Origin of the sequence: Streptomyces sp. CA-250714, from assembly GCF_050936705.1 — a bacterium.
Classification (GTDB): domain Bacteria; phylum Actinomycetota; class Actinomycetes; order Streptomycetales; family Streptomycetaceae; genus Streptomyces.
Window position 1 is genome coordinate 574,405 of sequence record NZ_JBNJMI010000002.1, and the last position, 23,549, is coordinate 597,953.

The 23,549-nt window shown below is 71.3% G+C and carries 23 protein-coding genes and 3 pseudogenes; 17 read left to right on the forward strand and 9 right to left on the reverse strand.

Translation table 11 applies throughout. The features are described from left to right. The first annotated feature begins 67 nt into the window (after positions 1 to 67). Positions 68 to 2,767, forward strand: coding sequence for a SpoIIE family protein phosphatase (locus ACQEU8_RS21410; RefSeq protein ID WP_433103466.1), 2,700 nt, complete (start codon positions 68 to 70; stop codon positions 2,765 to 2,767). Here ACQEU8_RS21410 and ACQEU8_RS21415 read toward each other — a convergent pair. Further along, positions 2,755 to 2,895 (reverse strand): annotated as a pseudogene (locus ACQEU8_RS21415) (amidase family protein); the annotation flags it as partial. The gene ACQEU8_RS21410 and the pseudogene ACQEU8_RS21415 sit on opposite strands and share 13 nt — an antisense overlap. Positions 2,896 to 3,019: 124 nt before the next feature. Here ACQEU8_RS21415 and ACQEU8_RS21420 point away from each other — a divergent pair. Then, positions 3,020 to 3,541 (forward strand): RDD family protein, encoded by a 522-nt coding sequence (locus ACQEU8_RS21420; protein WP_433103468.1) that lies wholly within the window; start codon positions 3,020 to 3,022, stop codon positions 3,539 to 3,541. Positions 3,542 to 3,595: 54 nt separating this feature from the next. Here ACQEU8_RS21420 and ACQEU8_RS21425 read toward each other — a convergent pair whose 3' ends face one another. From ACQEU8_RS21425 to ACQEU8_RS21440, 4 genes are all read right to left on the reverse strand, one after another. After that, the gene (locus ACQEU8_RS21425) at positions 3,596 to 4,027 is read right to left on the reverse strand and encodes a TIGR03668 family PPOX class F420-dependent oxidoreductase (protein WP_433103470.1); all 432 of its coding nucleotides are present in this window, start codon (positions 4,025 to 4,027) and stop codon (positions 3,596 to 3,598) included. Between the two features lie 17 nt (positions 4,028 to 4,044). Beyond that, the gene (locus ACQEU8_RS21430) at positions 4,045 to 4,869 is read right to left on the reverse strand and encodes an LLM class F420-dependent oxidoreductase (protein WP_433103472.1); all 825 of its coding nucleotides are present in this window, start codon (positions 4,867 to 4,869) and stop codon (positions 4,045 to 4,047) included. A 414-nt stretch (positions 4,870 to 5,283) separates the two neighbouring features. Continuing rightward, entirely contained in the window at positions 5,284 to 5,904 is a 621-nt protein-coding gene (locus ACQEU8_RS21435; RefSeq protein WP_433103474.1) for an L-threonylcarbamoyladenylate synthase, read from the reverse strand. A 253-nt stretch (positions 5,905 to 6,157) separates the two neighbouring features. Then, entirely contained in the window at positions 6,158 to 6,739 is a 582-nt protein-coding gene (locus ACQEU8_RS21440) for a TetR/AcrR family transcriptional regulator (protein WP_433103476.1), read from the reverse strand. 99 nt (positions 6,740 to 6,838) lie between these two features. Between ACQEU8_RS21440 and ACQEU8_RS21445 the strand changes: the two genes are divergently transcribed. The 14 genes and pseudogenes from ACQEU8_RS21445 (at position 6,839) to ACQEU8_RS21510 (ending at position 20,341) form a co-directional block, all read left to right on the forward strand. Further along, a complete protein-coding gene (locus ACQEU8_RS21445) occupies positions 6,839 to 7,123 on the forward strand; it encodes a hypothetical protein (protein WP_433103478.1) in 285 nt (94 codons plus the stop codon). Positions 7,124 to 7,268: 145 nt separating this feature from the next. Further along, entirely contained in the window at positions 7,269 to 7,826 is a 558-nt protein-coding gene (locus ACQEU8_RS21450) for a SigE family RNA polymerase sigma factor (protein ID WP_433103480.1), read from the forward strand. Beyond that, positions 7,826 to 8,593 carry a hypothetical protein gene (locus ACQEU8_RS21455; protein ID WP_433103482.1) on the forward strand — a complete coding sequence of 256 codons (768 nt, stop codon included), beginning with the start codon at positions 7,826 to 7,828 and terminating at the stop codon, positions 8,591 to 8,593. Before ACQEU8_RS21450 ends, ACQEU8_RS21455 begins: the two co-directional genes overlap by 1 nt. Before the next feature lie 209 nt (positions 8,594 to 8,802). Further along, positions 8,803 to 9,516 carry a GntR family transcriptional regulator gene (locus ACQEU8_RS21460; RefSeq protein WP_433103484.1) on the forward strand — a complete coding sequence of 238 codons (714 nt, stop codon included), beginning with the start codon at positions 8,803 to 8,805 and terminating at the stop codon, positions 9,514 to 9,516. Further along, positions 9,500 to 10,408, forward strand: coding sequence for a dihydrodipicolinate synthase family protein (locus ACQEU8_RS21465; protein ID WP_433103486.1), 909 nt, complete (start codon positions 9,500 to 9,502; stop codon positions 10,406 to 10,408). Before ACQEU8_RS21460 ends, ACQEU8_RS21465 begins: the two co-directional genes overlap by 17 nt. Next, positions 10,405 to 12,192: an L-arabinonate dehydratase gene (gene araD, locus ACQEU8_RS21470; RefSeq protein ID WP_433103488.1), complete on the forward strand. Its 1,788-nt coding sequence runs from the start codon at positions 10,405 to 10,407 to the stop codon at positions 12,190 to 12,192. Before ACQEU8_RS21465 ends, araD begins: the two co-directional genes overlap by 4 nt. A gap of 128 nt (positions 12,193 to 12,320) precedes the next feature. Next, on the forward strand, positions 12,321 to 13,268 hold the full coding sequence (locus tag ACQEU8_RS21475; RefSeq protein WP_433103490.1) for a carbohydrate ABC transporter permease: 948 nt from the start codon (positions 12,321 to 12,323) through the stop codon (positions 13,266 to 13,268). Next, positions 13,265 to 14,182 carry a carbohydrate ABC transporter permease gene (locus ACQEU8_RS21480; protein WP_433103492.1) on the forward strand — a complete coding sequence of 306 codons (918 nt, stop codon included), beginning with the start codon at positions 13,265 to 13,267 and terminating at the stop codon, positions 14,180 to 14,182. The genes ACQEU8_RS21475 and ACQEU8_RS21480 overlap by 4 nt, the downstream gene beginning before the upstream one ends. After that, complete coding sequence (locus tag ACQEU8_RS21485; RefSeq protein ID WP_433103494.1) at positions 14,179 to 15,375, forward strand: Gfo/Idh/MocA family protein; 1,197 nt, start codon at positions 14,179 to 14,181, stop codon at positions 15,373 to 15,375. The genes ACQEU8_RS21480 and ACQEU8_RS21485 overlap by 4 nt, the downstream gene beginning before the upstream one ends. A 7-nt stretch (positions 15,376 to 15,382) precedes the next feature. After that, a complete protein-coding gene (locus tag ACQEU8_RS21490) occupies positions 15,383 to 16,276 on the forward strand; it encodes a PmoA family protein (RefSeq protein WP_433103496.1) in 894 nt (297 codons plus the stop codon). Further along, on the forward strand, positions 16,273 to 17,850 hold the full coding sequence (locus ACQEU8_RS21495) for a family 43 glycosylhydrolase (RefSeq protein ID WP_433103498.1): 1,578 nt from the start codon (positions 16,273 to 16,275) through the stop codon (positions 17,848 to 17,850). Before ACQEU8_RS21490 ends, ACQEU8_RS21495 begins: the two co-directional genes overlap by 4 nt. Further along, entirely contained in the window at positions 17,847 to 19,223 is a 1,377-nt protein-coding gene (locus ACQEU8_RS21500; RefSeq protein WP_433103500.1) for an ABC transporter substrate-binding protein, read from the forward strand. The genes ACQEU8_RS21495 and ACQEU8_RS21500 overlap by 4 nt, the downstream gene beginning before the upstream one ends. Further along, positions 19,202 to 19,742 (forward strand): annotated as a pseudogene (locus tag ACQEU8_RS21505) (hypothetical protein). Before ACQEU8_RS21500 ends, ACQEU8_RS21505 begins: the two are co-directional and overlap by 22 nt. Positions 19,743 to 19,888: 146 nt before the next feature. Then, positions 19,889 to 20,341: a hypothetical protein gene (locus ACQEU8_RS21510; protein WP_433103502.1), complete on the forward strand. Its 453-nt coding sequence runs from the start codon at positions 19,889 to 19,891 to the stop codon at positions 20,339 to 20,341. 17 nt (positions 20,342 to 20,358) lie between these two features. Here the strand turns inward: ACQEU8_RS21510 and ACQEU8_RS21515 are convergent, their stop codons facing one another. Next, positions 20,359 to 20,670 carry a YciI family protein gene (locus tag ACQEU8_RS21515; RefSeq protein ID WP_433103504.1) on the reverse strand — a complete coding sequence of 104 codons (312 nt, stop codon included), beginning with the start codon at positions 20,668 to 20,670 and terminating at the stop codon, positions 20,359 to 20,361. Positions 20,671 to 20,693: 23 nt separating this feature from the next. Here ACQEU8_RS21515 and ACQEU8_RS21520 point away from each other — a divergent pair, with 23 nt between their 5' ends. After that, the gene (locus ACQEU8_RS21520; protein WP_433103506.1) at positions 20,694 to 21,389 is read left to right on the forward strand and encodes a Crp/Fnr family transcriptional regulator; all 696 of its coding nucleotides are present in this window, start codon (positions 20,694 to 20,696) and stop codon (positions 21,387 to 21,389) included. A 42-nt stretch (positions 21,390 to 21,431) separates the two neighbouring features. Here the strand turns inward: ACQEU8_RS21520 and ACQEU8_RS21525 are convergent, their stop codons facing one another. The 3 genes and pseudogenes from ACQEU8_RS21525 to ACQEU8_RS21535 form a co-directional block, all read right to left on the reverse strand. Next, positions 21,432 to 21,851 (reverse strand): hypothetical protein, encoded by a 420-nt coding sequence (locus ACQEU8_RS21525; RefSeq protein WP_433103508.1) that lies wholly within the window; start codon positions 21,849 to 21,851, stop codon positions 21,432 to 21,434. A 67-nt stretch (positions 21,852 to 21,918) separates the two neighbouring features. After that, a pseudogene (locus ACQEU8_RS21530) lies at positions 21,919 to 22,422 on the reverse strand (substrate-binding domain-containing protein); the annotation flags it as partial. A 28-nt stretch (positions 22,423 to 22,450) separates the two neighbouring features. Continuing rightward, positions 22,451 to 23,497: a LacI family DNA-binding transcriptional regulator gene (locus tag ACQEU8_RS21535; protein ID WP_433103510.1), complete on the reverse strand. Its 1,047-nt coding sequence runs from the start codon at positions 23,495 to 23,497 to the stop codon at positions 22,451 to 22,453. Positions 23,498 to 23,549: the final 52 nt, after the last annotated feature.

The window sequence follows — 23,549 nt, forward strand, 5'->3', positions numbered from 1 at the left end:
GGCCCGCTGGCCAGCACACACGTGGCGGGCGGAGCCGGGTGCCGGGCGGCTGGAGCAGACTGGGGTCATGGGCAACCTCAGCTCGCCGGGAGCACCGGGCCCGGCGGGGCCGCCGAGCTCGCCGGGAACTTCCGCACGGCGTTTTCCCCCGCGGCCGGAGAGCGTGCCGGAGGCCCGGCGCTTCATCCGGGGCGCCCTGGACGGCGTCGCGCCCGATGTGGTGGACAGCGCCGAGCTGCTGCTCAGTGAGCTGGTGACCAACGCGGTGCTGCATGCCCGCACGGAAGTCGAGGTGTCGGCCTCCGCCGTCGACGGCACGGTGCGGGTACGCGTCGCCGATCGCCGCCCGTCCCGCGGGCTGGTGCCCCAGGAACGCCGTGCGTACGCCAGTACGGGGCTGGGGCTGCTCGTGGTGGAGAGGCTCGCGTCGCGCTACGGGGTCGAGGCCGACGACGAACGGAAGACGGTGTGGTTCGAGTTGGGGTCCGCCGGATCGCCCCCGCCGCCCTCCGGGTGGCAGGACGCCGCACCGCCGTCCGGTCCCCACGACACGGTGACGCTGGTGGACCTGCCGGACGCCCTCTACACGGCGTCCCACTACCGGAGGCACGCGCTGCTGCGCGAACTGCTCCTCGCCGTACTGGCGGGAGAGCCGGTCGGCGTGCAGCCGCAGGATCTCGTCACCGCTCACGAGATGAGCAACGTGCTCAGCGCTTGTATGAGGGCGGCCCGGGAGCACCAGCCCTCGGACGCGGATGTCCGGTCCCTGCGGGTGTCGGTCCCGGCGGACACCACTGCGGCGCTGTTCACCCTGCGCCGGGTGCTCGACCTGGCCGAGGAGGCTGCCCGGGACGAGCGGCTCCTCACCCGGCCGTCCCTCCCGCACAATCGCGTCTTCCACCAGTGGCTGTTCGACCAGATCGCCGGCCAGCTCGCCGGCGGTGAGCCCACCGCGTGGACGGTCGTCCCCCGCGAGCCGGGCGCCAGCCCCTCCGAGCTGGCGTCGTGGGACCCGGGGCAGGTGCGGGACAGCAGGGTCCCGACCATCGCGGCCGACGAGGAGGACCGGATCATCGCGGCGAACGACGCGGCGGCGGATCTGCTGGGCCGGCAGACGGATGAGCTGCTGGGGCAGCAGCTGACCGTTCTCATCCCCGAACATCTGCGGAAGCGCCATGTATCGGCGTTCACATCCCTGCTGCTCACCGGTCAGCCCCGGATCCTGGGCCGCTCCGTGCCGCTGCCGGCGCTGCACCGCGACGGCACGCTGATCCCCGTCCGCCTGGTGATCCAGCCCCAGGAGACAGCCGACGGACGCACCGTCTTCGTCGCCCAGCTCTCCCCGCGGGCTGCCGGCCCCTCCGAACGCGCTCCCCGTAAGGAGCGGACGGTTCCGCTGCCGGAGGCAAGCGGCCCTTACGGGCCCACTCCCCCGGAGCCCGTGCGGGAGCTGAGCGGTGACAAGACCGACGTGTCGGCGTTGGAGCGGCTCTCCCTGCTGGCCGACACCCGCAGCGCGCTGAGCGGCACCCGGGATCTGGTCGAGGGGCTGCGGCAGGTGTGCCGGATCCTGACCGAGCGGCTGGCCGACTGGTGTGCGCTGGATCTGCTGGACGAACAGGGCCGTGTCGACCGGGCCTGCGTCGCTCACCGTGATCCCCGGCGGGTGCGCCCCGATGTGCGCGAGGGCCGGCTGCCCGCGGTGGCGGAGGAGGCACGCGGGCCACTGGCCCGGGTGCTGCGGGGCGCGGGCCCGCTGCTGTTCACCGAGATCCCGGCGGCGAACCAGGCCCAGAGTCCGCTGGACGCCAGCCAGCTGGAACTGTTCGAACAGTTGGGCGGCAGCAGTGCCGTGGTCGCCCCGCTGCGGGCCCGCCGGGAGGTGCTCGGCGCACTGACCGTGGCTCGCGGCGAGGGCAGCAGGCCGTTCACCGAGAACGACCTCTCCCTGGTCGACGACCTGGTCCGCAACCTCGCCCTCGGCGTGGACAACATCCGCCTCTACCAGGCGACACGGGACATCGCGGAACGACTCCAGCACTCCCTGCTGCCCGTGCTGCCGGACATCGAGCACCTTCAACTGGCCGCCCGCTACGCGCCCTCCTCCACCACGGCGCAGGTCGGCGGCGACTGGTACGACTGCTTCGTCGTGCCCAACGGCGAGACGGCGCTGGTCATCGGCGATGTCGCCGGGCACGACCTGGAGGCGGCGGTCGCCATGAGCCAGCTGCGCAGCATGCTCCGCGGGATCGCCGTCGACCGGCAGGAGCCGCCCGAAGCGGTGCTGCGCCGGCTGGACCTGGCCAACCACAGCCTGTCCAGGGAAGCCACCGCGACCTGCGTCTACGCCCTCGTCAAAGGCCCCGAGGAAGGTCCCTGGGAGCTGAAGCACTCCTCCGCCGGGCATCTGCCGCCGCTGCTGACCACCGCGGACGGTGAGACCCGCTATCTGGAGAACGGGAACGGCCTGCTCCTGGGCATGGACCCCGAGCAGCGCCGGCCCACCGCCGCGGATCCGCTCCCCGCCCACTCGACCGTACTGCTGTACACCGACGGCCTCATCGAACGCCGCGGCGAATCCCTGGGCGACGCCATGGCCGAGCTCCGTCGGCACACGGCCGACCTGGCGCGCGAACCCCTCGACGTCTTCTGCGACGAACTCCTCATCGGACTCGGCGCCGACAGCACCGACGACATCGCGATCCTCGCCGCCCGCCCCACACAGCCGTCCGCGCGGCCCCGGAGCTCCGAGGTCTACGGCAGATAGCGCGGGGGCCGCCAGGCGTCCAGCCGGCGCTCCACCGCCGCACCCAGCGACAGCAGTTCGGCGTCCTGGTGGTCACCGGCCATCAGGAGCAGCCCGACGGGCAGCCGGTGCACGGATCCGGCGGGCACCCGGCCGGCGCCGGCGAACCGGCCGTCGTCGGCATGTCGCGGGTGTCCACGTTGTCGTTCAGTAGCTCCGGCTTCGCGCAGCCGCCCCGGGGCTGCGACAGCGCGTGCGGCAAGATGGTGGACCGTGATCGATGACCAGCGCCATCGGGCCGCCAACCAGCCGTATGCTCCTCCGTCCGCGCACCCGCCGCCCAATCCGGCTCCGCACGCGCCGCCGCCTCCGGTCCCGCGGCGGCCCCTCGTTCCCAACGAGATCGGGGACGAGCGCCGGGCGCTCGCCGCCATGGTCGACGGCACGATCGCGCTCGTGGCCGGCCTCGCCATCGCTCAGCGCCTCGCGGGCGACAAGAGCGTCGGTACCTTCTGGCTGTACGCGGCAGCGGGTGTCCTCGGAGTGTCCTTCCTCCACCATGTGCTGGGTGCCGTGGTGTTCCGTACGACGGTGGGCAAGTTCCTGTTCCGGACGCGTGTGGTGCGCGAGGCCGACGCGGGGCGGCCGCGCCTGTGGCAAGCCGTCGGCCGCTGGCTGCTCGGCCTGACCTGGCTTCCGATGCAGCCGCTGCGGTCCCTGATCGGCGCGGAAGGTGACCCGTACGAGGACGCCTGCGGGCTGCGGTACGTACGAAGCCGGGATCTGCGCCGCTGACCAGGGCCGGGCCGTTTGCTACCGCGTTCGGCTCCCCGATCCGCTCCGCTCCCGTCAGGTGGCGCGCCAGCCGGTCCAGCGGGTGACCGCGATCTCCACCACCGGACCTTCGGGCGGGCAAGTTCCGTACTGCTGCCGGTACTTCTCTGCCAGCAGGCTCACATACCGTGCGGAGGCCGCCGATCGGTCGGCAGGTGGCAGTACGGTGGCCGTGCCGTCGGCGCGGACCCACCACAGGAGGTCCCAGTCCTCGTCGTAGTTGTCGACGAGAAGGCAAACCCGGGGATTCGCCTCGATGTTGGCGAGCCGCTTGAGCCGCCCGGATCGTTTCGGCTTGTGGTCGACGGCGAACACGACGGTGTCCCCGGTCACGGCGAAGACGACGGGGACCAGGTGCGGCTGCCCGTCACCGCCGACGGTCGCCAGGTGGGCGACCCGGGCCGCGATGAAGCGCTGCTGCGCCTGGCTTCCCGTCATGTCCGGCACTGTCGCTCCCGGGCCGCTCAGCCGAAGCGGCCGGCGACGTCGGCGAGCCGGTCGAGATAGGACAGCGTCTCGGATTCCGGCATGGTCGGCAGATAGAACAGCAGCCGCTCCACATCGAGCTGTGTGTACTGCTCGACGATCTCCGGCTTCTTCGACGCCGCGTAGACGGTCACGGGAACATCCCGGCCCGCGATGCTCCGCATCCGGTCGATCTGCGGCCCCAGATCCTGGGGCGGCACGCTGTTGGCCAGCCAGCCGTCGCCGAGGGCCGCGACCCGGTGGAAGGCTCCCTCGCCACCGCCCACGTAGAGGGGCGGATGGGGGCGCTGGACGGGCTTGGGCCAGGAGTAGACGGGATCGAAGTCGACGAACTCCCCGTGGAACTCGGCCTTCTCCGCGGTCCACAGCTCGCGCATGGCCCGGAGCCGCTCGTCCACGAGACGCCCCCTGGTGCGCGGGTCCGTGCCGTGGTTCTCCATCTCCTCCCTGTTCCAGCCGACACCGACCCCGAAGACGGCCCGCCCGCCGGACACCATGTCCAGGGACGCCACCGCCTTGGCCGTCGTGATCGGATCCCGCTGTGCCACCAGCGCGACACCGGTGCCGAGCAGCAGCCGCTCGGTCACAGCCGCGGCCGCGCTGAGCGCCACGAACGGGTCGAGCGTGCGGTAGTAGATGTCGGGCAGATCGCCGCCGCCCGGGTACGGCGTACGGCGGGACGCCGGGACGTGCGTGTGTTCGGCGATCAGCAGGGAGTCCAGCCCTCGCTCCTCGACGGCACGACCCAGTGGGGCCGGCGCGATGCCCTGGTCGGTGATGAAGGTCGAGACACCGAACTTCACAGCCGCTCCTTCGGTCCGGGATCGTTCCGGGGCTCATCCGTTCCACGGTTCCACAGCCCCTGCCGAGGTACCCCGCCCCGGCCCGGGACAACATCGCGGGCGTCCGAACGGCGTACCGACGGCCGACGGCACCGCACCGGCAGGCACCGCACCGCCGTCGCCGACTCAGCCGGTGGGGAACCGGGCGAGGAAGTCCCCGATCTCGCGGTCGAGGTGCGGTGCTGTTCCCGACAGGTCGGAGACGATGCTCCAGAGCTCTTCCGCCAGCTCGGGAAAGAACTGCCAGGCATCCGCAGGCTGCCGAAGAACGGCACTGAGCAGATCGCCCTCGTAGTACTTGCCGTCCGGTCCAGATGGAGCGGGCGGCTCATCCCGTCGATCCCCTTCCGTGCCGAACCGGCCGCACCGTGCCGGCTATGCGAAGCGCTCGGGGTCGCCCGCGCCCGTCCGTACGATCTCGGCCTCGCCGCCGGAGAAGTCCACGACCGTGGTGGGCTCGGTGCCGCAGTCGCCCGAGTCGACCACGGCGTCCACCACGTGGTCGAGCCGCTCCTTGATCTCCCAGCCCTGGGTCAGCGGCTCCTCCTCGTCCGGCAGGAGAAGAGTGCTGGACAGCAGCGGCTCACCGAGTTCGGCCAGCAGCGCCTGAGCGACCACGTGGTCGGGGATACGGACTCCGACCGTCTTCTTCTTCGGGTGCAGCAGCTTGCGCGGCACCTCCTTCGTCGCGGGGAGGATGAAGGTGTAGCGGCCCGGCGTGGCCGCCTTGATCGCGCGGAACACGTCATTGTCGACATGCACGAACTGACCCAGCTGCGCGAAGTTCTGGCAGACGAGCGTGAAGTGGTGCCGCTCGTCCAGGTTCCGGATGGACCGGATGCGGGACATCCCGTCACGGCTGCCCAGCCGGCACCCCAGCGCGAAACAGGAGTCGGTCGGATACGCGATGAGTGCGTCTGCCCGGATGCTGTCGACCACGGTGCTGATGGTGCGGCGCTGCGGATTCTCGGGGTGCACGTCGAAGTACTTCGCCATCCACCGAGCCTATGACGTGCCCGGAAGACCTTGCACACCCGGCACGGGTACTGCGCGCCCCGAAGGGGCGCGGGGAACGGCTCCCCTGGGGGCACCTCCCGGCCGGAGACTGGGGGACTCCGGCCGGGTGGGGGTACCCCCGGCCGAAGGCTGGGGGAGTGCCCCCACCAGCCACCAAGAACCCGCAGTCCGCGCGATCCGGGCAGGGGCAACCCCCTCATCGGAACAACGGAGGGGGCCGGGGGACGTGCGGCTATCGGCCGTCGCGGGGCGCCTTCCGGTCGCGGTCGAGCAAAAGATCCGCCGCGCGGGCCCGCACCTCGGCCCGGGTGAGGCCGTGGTAGTCGGCGGCGATGAAGTGCTCGCCGATCGCCACGCAGAAGGCGAGCATGCTGCGGGCCTCGACCTCGTCGGGGTCGGAGCAGAAGGTGCCGATCATCTCACGCAGCAGCGCCATACGCCGGTTGTCCACCCGCCGCAGGCGCTCGGCGACCGCCTCGTCGCGCCTGGCCCAGTCGCGGATGGCGAGGTCGATGGGGAGCAGGCGGTCGTCGGAGAGGGTGAGCATGCCGGCGCGCTGGATCTTCGTCTTCGGGTCGCCGCCCTCGCGCTCGATACGGTCGAGGACGTCGTCGATGCTCTCCCGCTCCCAGGCGTCCAGCATCGCCTCCAGCAGCGCGTCACGGTCGGCGAAGTACCCGTAGAACCCACCCTTGGTGACGCCGAGTTGCTTCGCCAGCGTCTCGATGCGGACGGCGTCCGGTCCGCCGCCCGCGGCCAGCGCCCGCAAGCCCTCCTCGATCCACCTGTCCCGCGGCGTGCGCACAGCTCCCACGATGTGTCCCACCTCACCTCTCACCACGTATACGCCACCGTATAAACGGCGCTAGCCTCCTCGTATACGCCATCGTATAGCCGATTCGGAGGCAGCGAGATGACCGCTGGATTCATCGCCTTCCACTACCCGCGCCTCGAGCACTTCGAGGAGTTCGTTGACCGCACGCACAAGGTGAAGGAGTTCCTGGAGTCGAGGCCGGGATTCGTGTCCGCCGACATCTGGGCCACCACCGACGGCGACGCCGTTGTCACCTCCGGCCGGTTCGAGTCCGGGGAGGCCCTGGGAGCGGCCCTCGCCGCCGCCCGCGAACTGGGCTCGATCGTCAGCTTCGACGAGCGCGAGTACAAGCCCCGCGAGATCTTCACCCTCCGAGCGACGTGAGGACCAGGCGGCACAGCCGCTGCCGGTCACGACAGGGGGGCCACAGCAGGGTCCGGAGCCCCGTGAGTCCCTGGTAGCCTCACCGCCGCACGGGGGATGTGCGGAATAGCGGTAGGTGACCGGGATATCGAACAGGAGGGGCTCCGTGCCTTCCCCGACGGGTGAGTTCCACGCCTTCTTCGAGCGGTACCACGCCGAACTCGCCCGTCTGGCCTACCTCTTGCTCGGTGACGCGGAGGAGGCGGACGATCTCACCGCCGACGCCTTCGTCGCGCTCTGGCACCGGTGGGACCGCGTGCGCACGGCCGACCGTCCGGCCGCGTACGCCCGGGGGATCGTCACCAATCTCGCCCGCAGCCAGATACGCAGCCGCACCCGCGAGCGGCGCAGGGTCGCGCTCTTCTGGTCCCGGCACCAGGAGCCCGCCGAGGGCCCCGATGTGCCGGCCGTCCTGGACGTACGGGAGGCGCTGGGCCGGCTGCCGTTCCGCAGACGCGCCTGTGTGGTGCTGCGGCACGCCTTCGATGTCCCGGAACGGGAGGCGGCGCGCATCCTGGGGATATCGACCGGCACCGTGAAGAGTCAGGCGTCGCGTGGAATGGCGGAGTTAGCACGGCTGCTGGAGCCCGCGGAGCAGGGTGCGGACCGTAGCGTGGATGCCGTAATGGCGCTGCGAGGAAGGAAGACGGGACGGTACACCTGATGAACGTGCGCGAGGAGTGGGAGGAGTCCGAGGCGGAGCGGCGGCTCGGCGCCCGTCTGCGCGCCGCCGCCGACGACCATCAGCCGGACCGCGCACGCATGCTCGACCGGATCGCACGCGCCACGGAGGATCCGGGCACCCGGCGGCAGCCACGCCGCATCCCGGTGCCGCTGTTCGGGGCCTGGCCCCGGGCGGCTGCCGCGGTCGGCGCCTTCGTCATGGTGCTCGGCATCGGGGGCGCGAGCGCCCTGTGGGCGCAGCAGGGAGACAGGCACACCGCCAGGGACGGCCGCCCCTCGCCGGTGCGCACATCGGCCGGTCCCGCCGGGACCGAGGGGAACGGGGGGTCCGGCGGGACTGGCAGGGCCGGCAGACTGCCGGCGGTCGACGGGCCGCTGCGGTCGAGCGGTTCGGTGGCCGAGGGCGGCAACGACTACTGGTCGCAGACCGAGGTCACCGTCCGCACCGGAAAGCAACTCACCGCGCTGACCGTCGAGTTGCGGATCGCGGAGCAGTCACCGCTGAACTCCACCGGCTCCTGGCGCACACGCCCGTCCCGCGACTTCGACGTCGACGTGCGGCACGCCGGCGGTGCGCTCGTCTACCGCTGGACGCTCAAGAAGGGCCGCACCGTACCGCCCGGCAGACATGTCTTCGCCGGGCAGTACGACCACGGCTCCGGCAAGCGGAGCCCGAAGAACGACCGATACACGGTCTCGGCCACCGCCGGCGGGCGCACCTACGCGGTGGGCGGCGCGATCGGCTAGGCCGCGGATCTTGCGTACCCGGCAATGGGGTGCTGCCCCTTTGCTGGACGGTGGGCGCGCCTGATCCGCTCGCGCGTCCGGTCCCTGGTTGCCGCCCGCGCCGGAAAGGTTGGTCCGAAGCGTTGACGCCGGCCGGGCTCCCTCCTACTTTCGAACGGTCACACTTCGTACGTCATATATGAGACGTGATACGCGAGATCCGAGGGCCCATGACGACCGTCCCGACCCCCATCCCCTCTCGTACGCAGTTCGTGCTGGAAGCGATCAAGCACCGCATTCTCACCGGCCAGTTGTCGCCTGGGCAGACGCTGGTCGAGACCGAACTCGCCGCGCAGTTCGGGGTCTCCAAGACGCCCGTGCGCGAGGCGCTCAAGACGCTGGCCGGGACCGGGCTCGTGGTGATGAGCCAGTACAAGGGCGTCACGGTGCGCATGGTGGACGCGCAGATGGCGCGCGAGGTCTACGACGTACGGCTGCTGCTGGAGCCCGAGGCGGTGCGCCGCACAGTGCGGCGGCGAGCAGCACTCGACGCCGCCCGCGAAGCGCTCGGCCGCGCCGACGCGGCCACCGACGCCGCCGAACGCTCCCTCGCCAACCGGGAGTTCCACCGCGCCCTGTATCTGCCGTGCGGCAACCCGCTGCTCGGCCGGATGCTGGACGAGGTCCGCGACCAAGCGGCCCTGGTCTCCGCGGTCGCCTGGGCGGCCGACCCCTCCTGGCAGCGGGAGGCCGACGAGCACCGGGAGATCCTGCGGCTCGCCGCCGACGGTGACGCGGAGGGCGCGGCGCAGGCCGTCCACGCACATATCGCGTCGTTCGTACGGCGCGCCTTCCCGGCGACGGACGACACCGCGGCAACGGACGAGGCCGCGCAGGACGGGGCCACGAATCAGGAGGGGGCCGGTCATGACCAGGGATTATGAGGCGCAGCGGGCAGCGCTCGCCGACGTGGTCGCGATCCCGGTGACCCCGTTCGCCGCGGACGGCAGCGTGGATGAGCGGGCCCACCGTGCCCTGCTGCGCCGACTCCTGGACAGCGGCGTACGGAGCCTCACACCGAACGGCAACACCGGTGAGTTCTACGCGCTGACGCCCGCGGAGCGGCGTGCCGTCACCGAGGTGACGGTCGAGGTGGCGGCGGACCGCGCCGCGGTGCTCGCGGGGGTGGGGCACGATGTGCCGACCGCGGTCGCTGCCGCCAGGCATGCCCGGGAGGCGGGCGCCGGGATGGTGATGGTGCATCAGCCCCCACATCCGTACGTGTCCGAGAGCGGCTGGGTGGACTACCACCGGGCGATTGCCGAGGAGATTCCGGAGTTAGGTGTCGTGCCCTATCTCCGTGACCCGCGGATCAGCGGGTCGTGCCTCGCCGAGCTCGGCGACAGCTGCCCCAACGTCATCGGCGTCAAGTACGCGGTGCCGGACGCGGTGCGCTTCGCCGCCTTCGCCCGCGACGCCGGTCTGGACCGCTTCGTATGGGTGGCCGGACTCGCCGAGCCGTACGCTCCCCCGTACTTCGCCATGGGCGCCACCGGTTTCACCTCCGGTCTGGTGAATGTCGCGCCCACCCTCTCCCTGACCCTCCTGGAAGCGCTGCGCTGCGGCGACTACCGGGCGGCGATGAAGGGTTGGGAGCAGATCCGCCGCTTCGAGGAGCTGCGTTCGGCCCACGGCGGGGCCAACAACGTCACCGTCGTCAAGGAGGCGCTGGCCTCGCTCGGGCTGTGCCGCCGGGATGTACGCCCGCCCAGCAAGATGCTGCCCGAGGCGGAGCGTGCCGAGGTGGCGGCAATCGCTGCGGGGTGGGCGATATGACACCGCGCGGCTCCTCGTCCGGGCCCACGCCGGACATCCCGCACAGACCGTCGCCGTCGGACCGGCGCAGGCCCGAGGAGCTGCGCAGCCACCAGTGGTACGGCACCGATGAGTTGCGCTCGTTCAGCCACCGGGCCCGCACCCGGCAGCTCGGCTATCTGCCTCAGGAGCATCTGGGCAAGCCGGTCATCGCCGTCCTCAACACCTGGTCGGACATCAACCCCTGCCACGCGCACCTGCGGGAACGGGCGCAGGCCGTCAAGCGCGGGGTGTGGCAGGCGGGCGGGTTCCCGCTGGAGTTCCCGGTCGCCACACTCTCCGAGACCTTCCAGAAGCCCACCCCGATGCTCTACCGGAATCTGCTGGCGATGGAGACCGAGGAGCTGCTGCGATCGTATCCGGTGGACGGCGCGGTGCTGATGGGCGGCTGCGACAAGACCACGCCCGCGCTGCTCATGGGCGCTGCGAGCGTCGGGCTGCCGACCGTGTTCGTGCCCGCCGGGCCGATGTTGCCGGGGCACTGGCGGGGCGAGGTGCTGGGGTCGGGCACCGACATGTGGAAGTACTGGGACGACAAGCGGGCCGGGCTCATCGGGGACTGCGAGCTGACGGAGCTGGAGAGCGGGCTGGCCCGCTCCCCCGGGCACTGTATGACCATGGGCACGGCCGCGACGCTGACGGCGGCGGCCGAAGCCCTGGGGGTGACGTTGCCCGGCGCCTCCTCGATCCCCGCCGTCGACTCCGGGCACGAGCGGATGGCGGCCGCCGCCGGGCTGCGCAGTGTCGAGCTCGTCCACCAAGGCCGCGGGCTGGCGCAGTTGCTGACCCGGGAGGCGTTCGAGGATGCCGTGACCACCGTGCTGGGACTCGGCGGCTCCAGCAACGCCGTCATCCATCTGATCGCGATGGCCGGGCGGGCCGGGGTACGGCTCACCCTCGACGACTTCGACCGTATCGCCCGCCGGGTGCCGGTGCTGGCCAACGTCCGCCCTGGCGGGGGCCCTTATCTGATGGAGGACTTCCACTTCGCCGGCGGGCTGCCCGGCTTCCTGTCCCGGATCACGGATCTGCTCCATCTGGACCGGCCCACGGTCGCCCACGACAGTCTGCGCGAGCAGTTGGCCGGTGCGGGTGTGCACAACGAGGAGGTGATCCGTACCCGGGACGATCCGGTCGCGGCCGAGGGCGGACTGGCCGTGCTGCGCGGCAATCTGTGCCCGGACGGCGCCGTCATCAAGCACATCGCAGCCGAGCCGCACCTGCTCCAGCACACCGGGCCCGCCGTCGTGTTCGACGACTACCGCACGATGCAGCGCACCATCAATGATCCGGCGCTCGGTATCACCCCCGAGCATGTCCTGGTGCTGCGCAACGCGGGCCCCAAGGGCGGCCCCGGTATGCCGGAGTACGGAATGCTGCCGCTGCCGGACCAGCTGCTGAAGCAGGGCGTGCGGGACATGGTGCGGATCTCCGACGCGCGGATGAGCGGCACCTCCTACGGCACCTGTGTGCTGCATGTGGCGCCCGAGTCGTATATCGGCGGTCCGCTCGCGCTGGTCCGCACCGGGGACCCGATCACGTTGGACGTCGCGGCACGCACCCTCCGGCTGGAGGTGAGCGACGAGGAGCTGGCGCGGCGCCGTACGGAGTGGACGCCGCCGCCCGAGCGGTACGAGCGCGGCTACGGAGCGCTCTACAACGAGCAGATCACCCAGGCCGACACCGGCTGCGACTTCGCCTTTCTCGCCAGGCCGGGGGCGGTGCCCGACCCCTACGTCGGCTGACGGCCTCCCGGATACGCACACCCCGCGCAACCCCTGTCCGTGTACTCGATCGACTCGCACATTCGATATTTCGAACAGCGTCCGAGCGTGCTCTCCGCACACTCACCATCCGAGAACGGAGCACAGGCATGGCCCAAGGCGCAGCCGTGGCGAAACCACCGCCCGGGCAGACGCGGGCGCCCCGGCGACGAGGCACGGGCACGACGCCGCGCCGGCTCCCGTATCTGCTGATCGCACCGGCCGCCCTGCTGATGCTGGGCTTCATCGCCTACCCGGTGCTCAGCGTCTTCTACTACAGCTTGCAGAACTACAACCCCACCAAGCCCTGGCGCAACGGCTTCGCGGGCCTCGACAACTTCGTCACCGCCTTCACCGACGACCCCGAGTTCTGGTCCGCTCTCGGCTTCAGCTTCCAGTGGGTGGCCGTCGAGGTGGTGCTGCAACTGCTGTTCGGCCTCGCTCTGGCGCTGCTGGTCAACCAGACCTTCGTCGGCCGGGCCATGGCCCGCGCGCTGGTCTTCTCCCCATGGGCCGTCTCCGGAGTGCTCACCTCGGTGATCTGGGTGCTGCTCTACAACTCCCAGACGGGAATCGCCCGTTACCTCGCGGACCTCGGCCTCGGCTCGTACGGCACCTCCTGGCTCTCCGACACCGGGACCGTCTTCCCCGCCGTCGTCGTCGCCGAACTGTGGCGCGGGGTACCCTTCTTCGCGATCCTCATCCTCGCCGACCTCCAGTCCATCCCCAAGGACCTGTACGAGGCGGCCGAGGTGGACGGCGCGAGCCGGCTGCGGCAGTTCCTGCACATCACGCTGCCGCATCTGAAGGACGCCATCATCCTGTCCACGCTGCTGCGGGCGGTGTGGGAGTTCAACAACGTCGACCTGCTCTACACCCTCACCGGCGGCGGCCCGGCGGGCGAGACCACCACGCTGCCGCTGCGCATCGCCTCCATCGCCGTCGACTCGCACGACTTCGGCTACGCCTCCGCGCTGACCTCCGTCGCGTTCGTGCTCCTGCTGTTCTGTTCGGTCGTCTATCTGCGGCTCAGCAAGTTCGGAGGCGAGGACAAGTGAGCACCAAGGAAGCCCCCGCAGCCGTACTCGGCCCGGCCCCCGGGGCCGCTCCCCCGGGCGGCGCGGACTCTCCGCCGGTACGCCGGACGCGCCGGCCCCGTGCGTGGGACGAGGCACCCCGCTGGCAGATCTATCTGCCGCTGGGCCTCTATCTGCTCTTCACCGTCGTGCCGTTCTACTGGATGCTGCTGTTCGCGTTCCGGCCCTCGGGCTCCACCTCGCTCGTCCCGTGGCCGCTGACCTTCGAGCACTTCGAGAAGGTGTGGACCGAACGCAGCTTCGCGGTCTACTTCCAGAACAGTGTGCTGGTCGGCGTCTGTTCGCTGCTGATGACCACCGTGGTCGCACTCGCGGGCGGCTACGCACTCGCCAGGTTCCGCTTCCGGCTCCGGCGCGCTTTCCTGCTGGCGCTGCTGTGCTCGCAGTTCATTCCCGGCGCGCTGATGCTGGTGCCGCTCTTCCAGATCTTCGCCGAGCTCCAGATGATCAACTCGCTGGGCAGCGTCATCATCGCGGAGACGGTCTTCCAACTGCCGCTGTCGATCATCCTCATCAGCGGGTTCATCAGGAACGTCCCCTACTCGCTGGAGGAGTCGGCCTGGGTCGACGGCTGCGGCCGCTTCCGCGCCTTCTGCTCCGTGGTGCTGCCGCTGCTGCGTCCAGGACTGATCGCCGTCGGCTCGTTCGCCTTCGTCCACAGCTGGAACCACTTCCTGTTCGCGCTGATGTTCCTCAGCAACCAGGAGAAGCAGACCATCCCCGTCGGTCTCAACACCCTGATGAGCGCCGACAGCGTGGACCTTGGGGCACTCGCCGCGGGCGGTGTCGTCGCCGCCGTGCCCGTCGTGATCGTCTTCGCCTTCATCCAGAAGTGGCTGATCACCGGATTCAGCGCCGGGGCGGTGAAGGGATGACCGAGCCCACTGCCGCTGGCCGCGCTCTCCAGCCCCCGCTCGCCGTGGTCCTCGCGGGGGCGCGTGGCCACGGCCGCCAGCATCTGGACAACATCCGGCGGCTCCAAGAGAGAGGGCGCGTCCGGCTCGCGGGGATCTGCGAGTTGCGGCCGCTCAACGGGCAGGAACTGGATGGCCTCGGCCGCCCGGAGCAGTCCACGGACTTCGCGGCCCTGCTGGAGTCCACCCGGCCCGACCTCGCCGTCGTCTGCACTCCCATTCACACCCACACCCGCCTGGCGCTGACCGCCGCCGAACGCGGAGTCCATCTGCTGCTGGAGAAGCCGCCCGCACCGTCCTGGGCCCAGTTCCGGCGGATCGCGGACGGTGTGGCCGAGGCCGGGGTGAGCTGCCAGATCGGCTTCCAGGCGCTCGGCTCCCATGCCGTCCCCGCCGTACGCGAACTCCTCGCCGACGGTGCGATCGGCAAGCCTCTGGGCATCGGTGCGGCCGGGGCCTGGGCGCGGGACGAGTCCTACTACCGCCGCGCCCCGTGGGCGGGTCGCCGCCGCCTGGACGGTGCGGACGTGCTCGACGGTGCCCTCACCAACCCGCTCGCACACGCCGTCGCCACCGCGCTCGCGATCGACGGCTCCACCCGGGGCGAGGACGTGGCCTCGGTGGAGACGGAACTCTTCCGCGCCAACGCCATCGAGGCCGACGACACCTCCTGCGTACGGATCACCACCGCCCGCGGGAGCATCGTCACTGTCGCGGCGACGCTGTGCGCTGAGCAGCCCGGCGAGCCGTACATCGTCGTCCACGGCAGCAGCGGGCGGATCACCTACTGGTACAAGCAGGACCGCGTCCGGCTGCACCGCGCCGGACACGAGCCCGCCGAGTTCACATACGGCAGGACGGATCTGCTGGAGAACCTCGTCGCGCATCTGGCCGGGCAGGCCGGGCTGCTGGTACCGCCCGCGGCGACGGGCGCGTTCATGCGGGTGGCCGAGGCTGTCCGGCAGGCGCCGGATCCCGTCGCGCTGCCGCCCGGCGCCTGGCGGAGCCTGCCGGGTGAGCCGGCGCAGCGGCGGGCCGTACGGGGCATCGACGGGCTGGTCGCGGCCTCGGCCGACACCCTCTCCCTCTTCTCGGAGCTGGGCGCCTCCTGGGCGCTGGGCCCCGCCCCTTCCTCCCCGTCCTCCGCGAGGTGACCGCATCGTGCCCACATCACGGACGTCGAAGACGCATACGGAGCTCGTGCTGCGCTGCGAGGGCCGGCCGGTCGCCCGGTATGTGTTCCGGCCGCAACTGGCCGGGCGGCTCTCCCCACGGCCGTACTTGCACCCGGTCAGCACGCCGGCCGGCACCCTCGTCACCGAGCTGAGTCCGGCCGACCACACACACCACCTCGGCGTCGGTGTCGCCGTTCCCGACGTCGAGGGGCACAACTTCTGGGGCGGCCGCACCTTCGTGCGCGGCCGGGGCCCCACCGAGCTGGACAATCACGGGGCCCAGCTGCACGGGGAGTTCACGGCGTGCGGCGAGGACGGCTTCGCGCAGCAGCTGAGCTGGGTGGCCGACGGGCGCGAACTGCTGCGGGAGCGGCGCACCGTCGCCGCGCTCGGGCTGGGCAGGGAGGCGTGGGCGCTGGACTTCGGCTTCGCGCTCACCAACGCCACCGGCCGCCCGCTCTCGCTCGGCAGCCCCGCCACCAACGGCCGCCCCGGCGCCGGGTACGGCGGCTTCTTCTGGCGCGCCCGCGCGGGGACGGAGGCGCCCCGGGTGTGCACGGCAGCCGACGAAGGTGAGGACGCGGTGCACCAAAGCCGTGCTCCGTGGCTCGCGCTCGCCGGGGCGGACTGGACGCTGGTGTTCGCCGGGGCGACGGGGCGCACGCGCGAGGACCCGTGGTTCGTCCGGAGCTCCGACTACCCGGGCGTCGGCTCGTCGCTGGCGCACCGGACGCGGCTGGCCGTCGCGCCGGGCGGCACCGTCGAGCGCCGTATCGTCACCGTCGTCGCCGACGGGCGGCTCGGTACGCAGCGGGCTGCCGCGCTCGTCCGCCAGGCTCTCGCCGCGGCCACGGCCCGGAGCAGGGCGGTGGACGCATGAGCGGCCCGCTGCCCTGGACGGCCGATCTCGGCGACGGCACCTACCGCAATCCGGTCCTCAACGCGGACTGGTCCGACCCCGATGTGGTCGCGGTCGGCGACGACTTCTATCTGACCGCCTCCAGCTTCGGCCGCTCCCCCGGGCTGCCTCTCCTGCACTCCCGCGACCTCGTCAACTGGACGCTGCTGGGGCATGCCCTGGAACGGCTGGAACCCGAGGCGGCGTTCACCGCGCCGCGGCACGACTGCGGTGTGTGGGCACCGTCGATCCGCCACCACGACGGCCGGTTCTGGATCTTCTGGGGCGATCCCGATCACGGCGTCTTCCAGGTCAACTCGGCCAGGGCGACCGGGCCGTGGACACATCCGCAGCTGGTCAAGGCGGGCAGAGGGCTCATCGACCCGTGTCCGCTGTGGGACGAGGAGACCGGTGAGGCCTATCTGGTGCACGGCTGGGCCAAGTCCCGCTCCGGGATCAAGAACCGGCTCACCGGGCACCGGATGCGGCCGGACGGCAGCGGGCTGCTCGACGAGGGCAAGGTGATCGTCGACGGCGACCGCATTCCCGGCTGGTTCACCCTGGAAGGCCCCAAGCTCTACCGGCACGACGGCTGGTACGTCATCCTCGCCCCGGCCGGTGGCGTGGCGACCGGCTGGCAGGGTGCCCTGCGCGCCCGGGACTTCTTCGGCCCCTACGAGGAGCGCGTCGTCCTCTCCCAGGGGCGTACCAGCGTCAACGGCCCGCACCAGGGCGGCTGGGTGCGCACCCGGGCAGGCGAGGACTGGTTCCTGCACTTCCAGCAGCGCGGCGCCTACGGGCGGGTCGTCCACCTCCAGCCGATGCGCTGGCGGGACGACGGCTGGCCGGAGTTGGGCGAGGACGGGGAGCCCGTTCTCGTGCACCGCAAACCGGATCTGCCCGCGCGGCCGGTGTCCGCCCCCGCCACCGACGACGCCTTCGCGCAGGGCCGGTTCGGTCCCCAATGGCAGTGGACCGCCAATCCGCACGGCGACTGGACGGCACCCGGCACCGGCGACGGGCTGCGGCTGCGCTGCGTACGCGGCGACGACGTACGGGATCTGCGGCGGCTGCCGCATGTGCTGACGCAGCGGCTCCCGGCGGCGCTCTTCTCCGCCGAGGTGGAGCTGGCGCTGCACCGCGCGGAGTCGGGCGCGCGCGCCGGGCTGGCGGTGCTGGGCGACGCGTACGCCTGGATCGGGCTGGAGCGCGGTGCCGACGGCACGGTCCTGCTGGTGCACCGGTTCGCCGAGCAGGCCGCGGACACCGAGCGGGACGCCGCTCACTCACGGCCCGCACCGAACGGCACGGCACGGCTGCGGGTCGAGGTCTCCGAGGGGGCCCGCTGCCGCTTCTTCGCCGATACGGGCGACGGGTTCCGGCCCTCGGGGCTGGTCTTCGCAGCGACACCGTGGCGTTGGGTCGGTGCCCTGCTGGGCCTGTTCGCCGCCGCGCCGTCCGGTGCGGGGGATGCCGGGACCGCTCTGTTCACGCAATTCCGGACCACCGGATCCATGGACCTTCAGCGACCTTCAGCCAAGGAGAGCCGCCCATGAGCAGCATCCGTAACAGCAGCATCCGCAGCAGCAGAGCCCGCAGCGGCGGAGGACGCCGCCGTACGAGCGCCGTGCTCGCCCTGAGCACCGTTCTCGCGCTGACCGCCACCGCCTGCGGTGACGACGGCAGCGGTGCCGCGGGCGACCGGGGCAAGGAGGGCTCCGGCAAGGGCGAGATCACCTTCTGGGACAACAACGGTGGCGTCCGCACCGAGGTCTGGAAGAAGATCATCAAGGACTTCGAGCGGAAGCACCCCGACATCGAGGTCAAGTACGTCGGGATTCCCGCCGAGAGCGTCCAGTCGAAGTACGACACCGCCATCCAGGGCGGCGGCCTGCCCGACGTCGGCGGGGTGGGTATGGCGATGCTCTCCGGGATCTCGGCGCAGGGAGCGCTGGAACCGCTCGACAAGCGCGTCAAGGACAGCGCGCTCCAGGGCAAGCTGAACCCCGGCATGGTCGAGAGCATCCGGGCCTCCGGCGACGGCAAGCGGATGTACACGGTGCCGACCTCGGCCAACAACGGCACGCTGTGGTACCGCACCGACATGTTCAAGGCCGCCGGGCTGGACGCGCCCACCAGTTGGCCGAAGTTCTACAAGGCCGCGAAGGAGCTGACCGACACCTCCAAGAACACCTTCGGCTACACCATCCGCGGCGGCGAGGGTTCCATCGCACAGGCGCTGGACGCGATGTACGGCCAGTCCGGCATCACCTCGTTCTGGAAGGGCGACAAGACGACCGTCAACGCGCCGGAGAACGTCAAGGCGCTGGAGAAGTACGTCGGCCTGTACAAGAAGACCACCCCGTCCGCCGACGTCAACAACGACTTCAAGAAGATGGTGGCCCAGTGGGACAGCGGCAGGATCGGCATGCTGAGCCACAATCTGGGCTCCTACCAGGACCATGTGAAGGCGCTCGGCAAGGGCAAGTTCCGCGGGATACCGAACCCGACACTCGCCGACGGGACCCGGGTGCAGGTCTCCAACCCGGTGGACGGTCTCGGTCTGTTCAAGAGCAGTAAGAACAAGGCGGCGGCCTGGAAGTTCATCGAGTTCGCCGCCTCGCACAAGGCCAACAGCCAGTGGAACGAGTCGGCAGGCGCCATCCCGGCGAACACCGAAGCCGCCGAGGACGAGTGGGTCCAGCGGGCCGAGCCGACCAGGCTGGCGGCCGAGGCACTCAACGACAGTTCCGTCAAGATCGTGCAGCTGCCCTACCACCTGCCCGACTGGAACACCATCAGCAAGGCCGACAACGAGCCCGACCTGCAGAAGGTGCTGCTCGGAAAGATGTCGTCCAAGCAGTTCCTGGACAGCCTCGCCGACCAGCTCAACAAGGCACAGGCCGAGTGGAAGAAGCAGCGGAGGTGACAGCCGTCCGGCCACCCGGCCGGACGGTGGTAGCCCTCGCGGGTGACTCCACCGCCGCCCAGAAGTACACCGACGCGGTCCCCGAGAGCGGCTGGGGCATGGCGCTCCCCTTCTTTCTCCACAGCACAGTGCTGGTGACCAACCACGCGGTGAACGGCCGCAGTTCGAAGAGCTTCCTGGACGAGGGGCGGCTGCCTCCCGTGCTGAACGAGCTCGGCTCCGGCAGCCATGCGGGCCCTGGCCGAGGAGGAAGGTGTGCCGCTCCTCGACATCCAGGCGCTCTCGCTCGCCCTGTGGCAGCGGCTCGGCACCGAGGCGACGAAGGGGTACTTCAACTGGACCGCCACCGAACAGGACAACACGCACTTCGGCCCGCCGGGCGCCATCGCGGTGGCCCGGCTGGTGGCCCGGCAGCTCGCGGAACGCGGGGTGCTCTCCCCGAGCCAGGTGCGCCGCTTGGCCGACGAGCTCCCCGCGTCCTGGATCACCTGGCCCGAAGCGCGGGTACCTCACCCCTAACGGCCAGGTCCAATCTCCTCAACGGTCGCCCTGTCGTCCGCCGCGAGGGCGTCGGCGCCCTCGGCTGATCGCGGTACCCGCCACTCGCCCGCCCGGCTCGGAGGGGAGCCCGGCGGGCCCGCCCCGGGCGCCGGATAATGCCGGGCATGGATCTGCGCCCGGAACTCCTGCCGCCGCCCGTGGACCGGCAACGGCTGGAGGCGACATGCCATGAGATCGACCGGATCGCGGACCTCATCGCCCGCGGCGGAGCGGCGGACGACGCCGTCGCCGCCTTCAACACGACGACCGGGCACGCCTACACGCCTCTGGACTTCGCCGGATACCACGGGTCGCGTTCTGTAGAGGACTTCGCACGCGAAGCCGCCCGCCCCGCACGGCCGAAGGTGCCCGGCATCACGCGCGACGAGTTGGTGGAAATCGTCCGGAGAGTCCTGTCCTGCGACCCCGACAGCGACTACTACCTGCGGCTCTTCGACGTCAACGTGCCCCATCCGCGAGCGGTCGGCCTGATCTTCCACCCCCCGGCTGAACTGCGGGACGCCTCCGCGGAGTCGATCACCGACGCGGCCCTGGAGTACCGCGCGATCGCGTTGTGAGCCCAGGTACGGAAGCGTCACCACACGGGTTCCCCACCGCCACCCGACGCGGTCCATGCGCCGGGCGCGTTCGGCGGCACTACCGGGGCCCAGTCCCGGATGCTCACGACGCGGACGCCCGGGGTGCTGTAGTACGGATCCGCGGCCATGATCGCGTCCAGTTCGGTGCGGGGTACGTCGAAGATCAGTGCCGCGCCGCTGTCGTCCGCCCACGGTCCGGCAGCGACGATTCTCCCTTCGGCGTGCAGCCGGGCAAGCCGCTCCCGGTGGGCGGGGCGTGCGGCCAGGCGTTCCGGGTGGCCGGTGAAGGCGAGTTCGAGAATCAGCATGTCGCCGACGGTACGGTCGAGGCGTGACCAGGTCTGTATCGGTTGATACACCCGAACAGTGGCGCGCGCTGGGCCGCATCCCCTTGCTGGCCTCCCTCCCGGACGCCACGTTGCGGCAGTTGTGGCACCAGTCCGTACCGCACTCAGCACCGACCGGGCAGCTGCTGCGCACCGCGGGAGATCCCGCAACGCATCTCCTCCTGCTGGTGCGGGGACGGGTGGCAGCCTCGACGACGACAAGCTCCGGGCGGGTGATCCGGTTCGGGGAGTGGCCGGCGCCCTGCGCGCTGGACAAGATCGCGGTCATCGACGGGGCGGGGCACACCGCAACGCTCACCGCGCTCACGCCCTGTGCCGTACGGAGCCTGCCGCGCGACCGGTTCCTGGGTCTGGTCGAGGACGTCGGCTCGGTGCGGACACATGTGCTGCATGTCCTCGCCGGGTACGCCCGCAGGCAGCAGCAACAGCTGGCGGCGACAGCCACGCTGCCCGCGGAGGCCCGGCTGTCGGCCTGGCTGCTGGAGCGGGCCGCCGGCGTGCCCGGCTGTCGGGTGCCACTTCCCGGCGGCCAGCAGGCGCTCGCGGATCTGCTGGGCGTCACCCGTGTCACCGTCAACCGTGCACTGGCCCGGCTCCGGCGCGACGGGGTGATCGAGGTGCGGGACCGCATCATCACCGTTCTCGCCCCGGAACTGCTGCAACTGCGCGCTCAGGGCTGACCGGCCGGCCTGTCGGCTCTCGGCGGGAGGGGGTGACGGGCGTCAGGGCTCGTCGGCGATCCATGCCCAGAGGCGTTCGCCGAGTACGACGTCGTGCGGCAGCCGTTCCAGCTCTCGCGCGTCCGCGTGCACGCCCTGCCGGGCGAGGGTGTCGGCCAGGTGGGTCCAGTGAGCGGTCGCCGCGTCCTCGTATGACTCGCCGTCGACCGGCTCGTCCGGGCCGACCACCATCCGGGCGGTCTCCTCCACGTCCTCGACCGAGATCCACGCCCGGATACCGGCCTGCTGCTCGTCCACTCCGCCACCGTGCAGCATGGAGCTCCAGCCCCGGTCGTCGAGCAACGTCTCGCTGCGGCCGTCCGCGAGTACGGCCTCAAGTCGTGCCGAGACCGACAGGGAGCGGGCGTCCGTGCCGGTGCCGCTCATCTCGACGTGGGTGACGAGGCGGGTCACAGCAGTCATACCGGCCTCCCCTCAGTTCGTCCGTGCCCAGCCCGGGCCGGCTCCTCGTGGACGTTGTCGGACCAGCTCAGAGTACGGAGAGGGGGCGGCGGGCGAAGGAGGCGGGGGCTTGCGCCGTTTCAGCTCGGCGGAGGTGCCGAGGAACCCCGTACGACCACAAGAGTGCCGAGCCGCACACGCTGCTCCTCCGCTCCGGCACCGCGGTTCGCACCGTCACGCCGCTCCAGCACCATCCGTACCGCGCTGCGGCCAGTTCCTCGTAGGGGACGTGCACCGTGGTCAGCCCGGGGGCGAGTTCGCGGGAGACCGGGATGTCGTCGAAGCCCACCACCGAGATGTCGCCGGGGACCCGCAGCCCCGCTTCCCGCAGCGCCTCCAGGACCCCGAGCGCGACCATGTCGGTCGCGGCGAAGACAGCGCTGAAGCCGGGCCCGGCGCGGTGTTCCGTCAGCAACTCCCGCATGCCGCGCAGTCCGCCCGCGCGGGTGAAGGGCGTATCGACGACCAGCCCGGGATCGGGCGCCAAGCCGTAGGACTCCAGGACGCGACGGTATCCGGCACGGGGTGTTCGGCTCGGCGGTCGTTGTTCGAGACTCTGGTCATACGGAGGCGCCCGGGGGCGGCGCGGTGCTGTGCCGTTCCACGAGCCGGGTGGGCAGTTCGGTCCTGACGCCCGGCGGCATGCGCCCCTCGCGGATCCGCAGCAGCTGCCGCAGCGCGGTCGCCGCCATCTCGCCGAGCGGCTGCCGTACGGTCGTCAGCGCGGGTGTCACCCACTCCGCCTCCGGCAGATCGTCGAAGCCGACAACGCTCACATCCCGCGGCACCCGCAGCCCCAGCGCGGCCAGCGCTTGATAGACACCCAGCGCCATCGGATCCGAGCAGGCGAAGACCGCCGTGGGCGGTTTCTCCAGCGCGAACAGCTCATGGGTGCGTTCGCGGGCCAGGTCGGTGGCGAAGTTGGCGTAGCGGACGTATTCGGGGCGCGGGCGCAGCCCGGCCGCTGTCAGGGCGGCGCGGTAGCCGGCCACGCGGGCGCCGCTGCACTGTTTGCGGCGGTAGCCGCCGATCACGGCGATCCGGATGTGCCCGAGCGCCAGCAGATGCTCCACCGCGCTGCGTGCGCCCCGCTCGTTGGCCGCGCGGACGGCGAGGACGCCGGGCGGCGGGTCGGCGACCGGGTCGATCATGGCGTAGGGGATCCTGTGCTGTTCGAGCCAGGCGTGGTGGGTGGGGGTCAGCTCGGCCAGGTTGAACAGCACGCCCGAGGTGCCGCGCAGTGCCAGTCTGTCGAGCCAGCCGCGCTCGGGTCTGCCGCCCCGGGTACGGGTCAGTCCTGCCGAGACCATCACCTCCAGGCCCGCTTGGTGTGCTGCCTCTTCCACGCCCCGCAGCACGGCCCCCGACCAGGTGTTGTCCAGCGAGTGCACCACCAGGTCGACGACCGGCGGCGGCTGCCGCGGGGTGAGGCGCGGCCGGCGCACATAACCCAGCGCGTCCAGTGCCTCGGTGACCCGGCGGCGGGTGTCGGGGGCGACGTCCTCGCGGCCGTTGACCACCTTGGAGGCCGTCGGAATCGAGACGGCCGCCGCACGGGCCACCACGGCGAGAGTGGGTCCCGCCGGTCCGGGTTCGGTGCGCGTCATTCTCGCTCTCCTCTTCTCCCTTTCCGCGCACGGGAATCGGCACACGCGCAAT

What these genes read in the sequence shown, in the direction of transcription:
- ACQEU8_RS21410 (WP_433103466.1), top strand. Translation starts at nt 68, where the DNA reads ATGGGCAACCTCAGCTCGCCGGGAGCACCGGGCCCGGCGGGGCCGCCG.
- araD (WP_433103488.1), top strand. Translation starts at nt 10,405, where the DNA reads ATGACACCGCGCGGCTCCTCGTCCGGGCCCACGCCGGACATCCCGCAC.
- ACQEU8_RS21455 (WP_433103482.1), top strand. Translation starts at nt 7,826, where the DNA reads ATGAACGTGCGCGAGGAGTGGGAGGAGTCCGAGGCGGAGCGGCGGCTC.
- ACQEU8_RS21510 (WP_433103502.1), top strand. Translation starts at nt 19,889, where the DNA reads ATGGATCTGCGCCCGGAACTCCTGCCGCCGCCCGTGGACCGGCAACGG.
- ACQEU8_RS21515 (WP_433103504.1), bottom strand. Translation starts at nt 20,670, where the DNA reads ATGCTGATTCTCGAACTCGCCTTCACCGGCCACCCGGAACGCCTGGCC.
- ACQEU8_RS21460 (WP_433103484.1), top strand. Translation starts at nt 8,803, where the DNA reads ATGACGACCGTCCCGACCCCCATCCCCTCTCGTACGCAGTTCGTGCTG.
- ACQEU8_RS21445 (WP_433103478.1), top strand. Translation starts at nt 6,839, where the DNA reads ATGACCGCTGGATTCATCGCCTTCCACTACCCGCGCCTCGAGCACTTC.
- ACQEU8_RS21500 (WP_433103500.1), top strand. Translation starts at nt 17,847, where the DNA reads ATGAGCAGCATCCGTAACAGCAGCATCCGCAGCAGCAGAGCCCGCAGC.
- ACQEU8_RS21465 (WP_433103486.1), top strand. Translation starts at nt 9,500, where the DNA reads ATGACCAGGGATTATGAGGCGCAGCGGGCAGCGCTCGCCGACGTGGTC.
- ACQEU8_RS21435 (WP_433103474.1), bottom strand. Translation starts at nt 5,904, where the DNA reads ATGGCGAAGTACTTCGACGTGCACCCCGAGAATCCGCAGCGCCGCACC.
- ACQEU8_RS21525 (WP_433103508.1), bottom strand. Translation starts at nt 21,851, where the DNA reads ATGACTGCTGTGACCCGCCTCGTCACCCACGTCGAGATGAGCGGCACC.
- ACQEU8_RS21485 (WP_433103494.1), top strand. Translation starts at nt 14,179, where the DNA reads ATGACCGAGCCCACTGCCGCTGGCCGCGCTCTCCAGCCCCCGCTCGCC.
- ACQEU8_RS21535 (WP_433103510.1), bottom strand. Translation starts at nt 23,497, where the DNA reads ATGACGCGCACCGAACCCGGACCGGCGGGACCCACTCTCGCCGTGGTG.
- ACQEU8_RS21475 (WP_433103490.1), top strand. Translation starts at nt 12,321, where the DNA reads ATGGCCCAAGGCGCAGCCGTGGCGAAACCACCGCCCGGGCAGACGCGG.
- ACQEU8_RS21495 (WP_433103498.1), top strand. Translation starts at nt 16,273, where the DNA reads ATGAGCGGCCCGCTGCCCTGGACGGCCGATCTCGGCGACGGCACCTAC.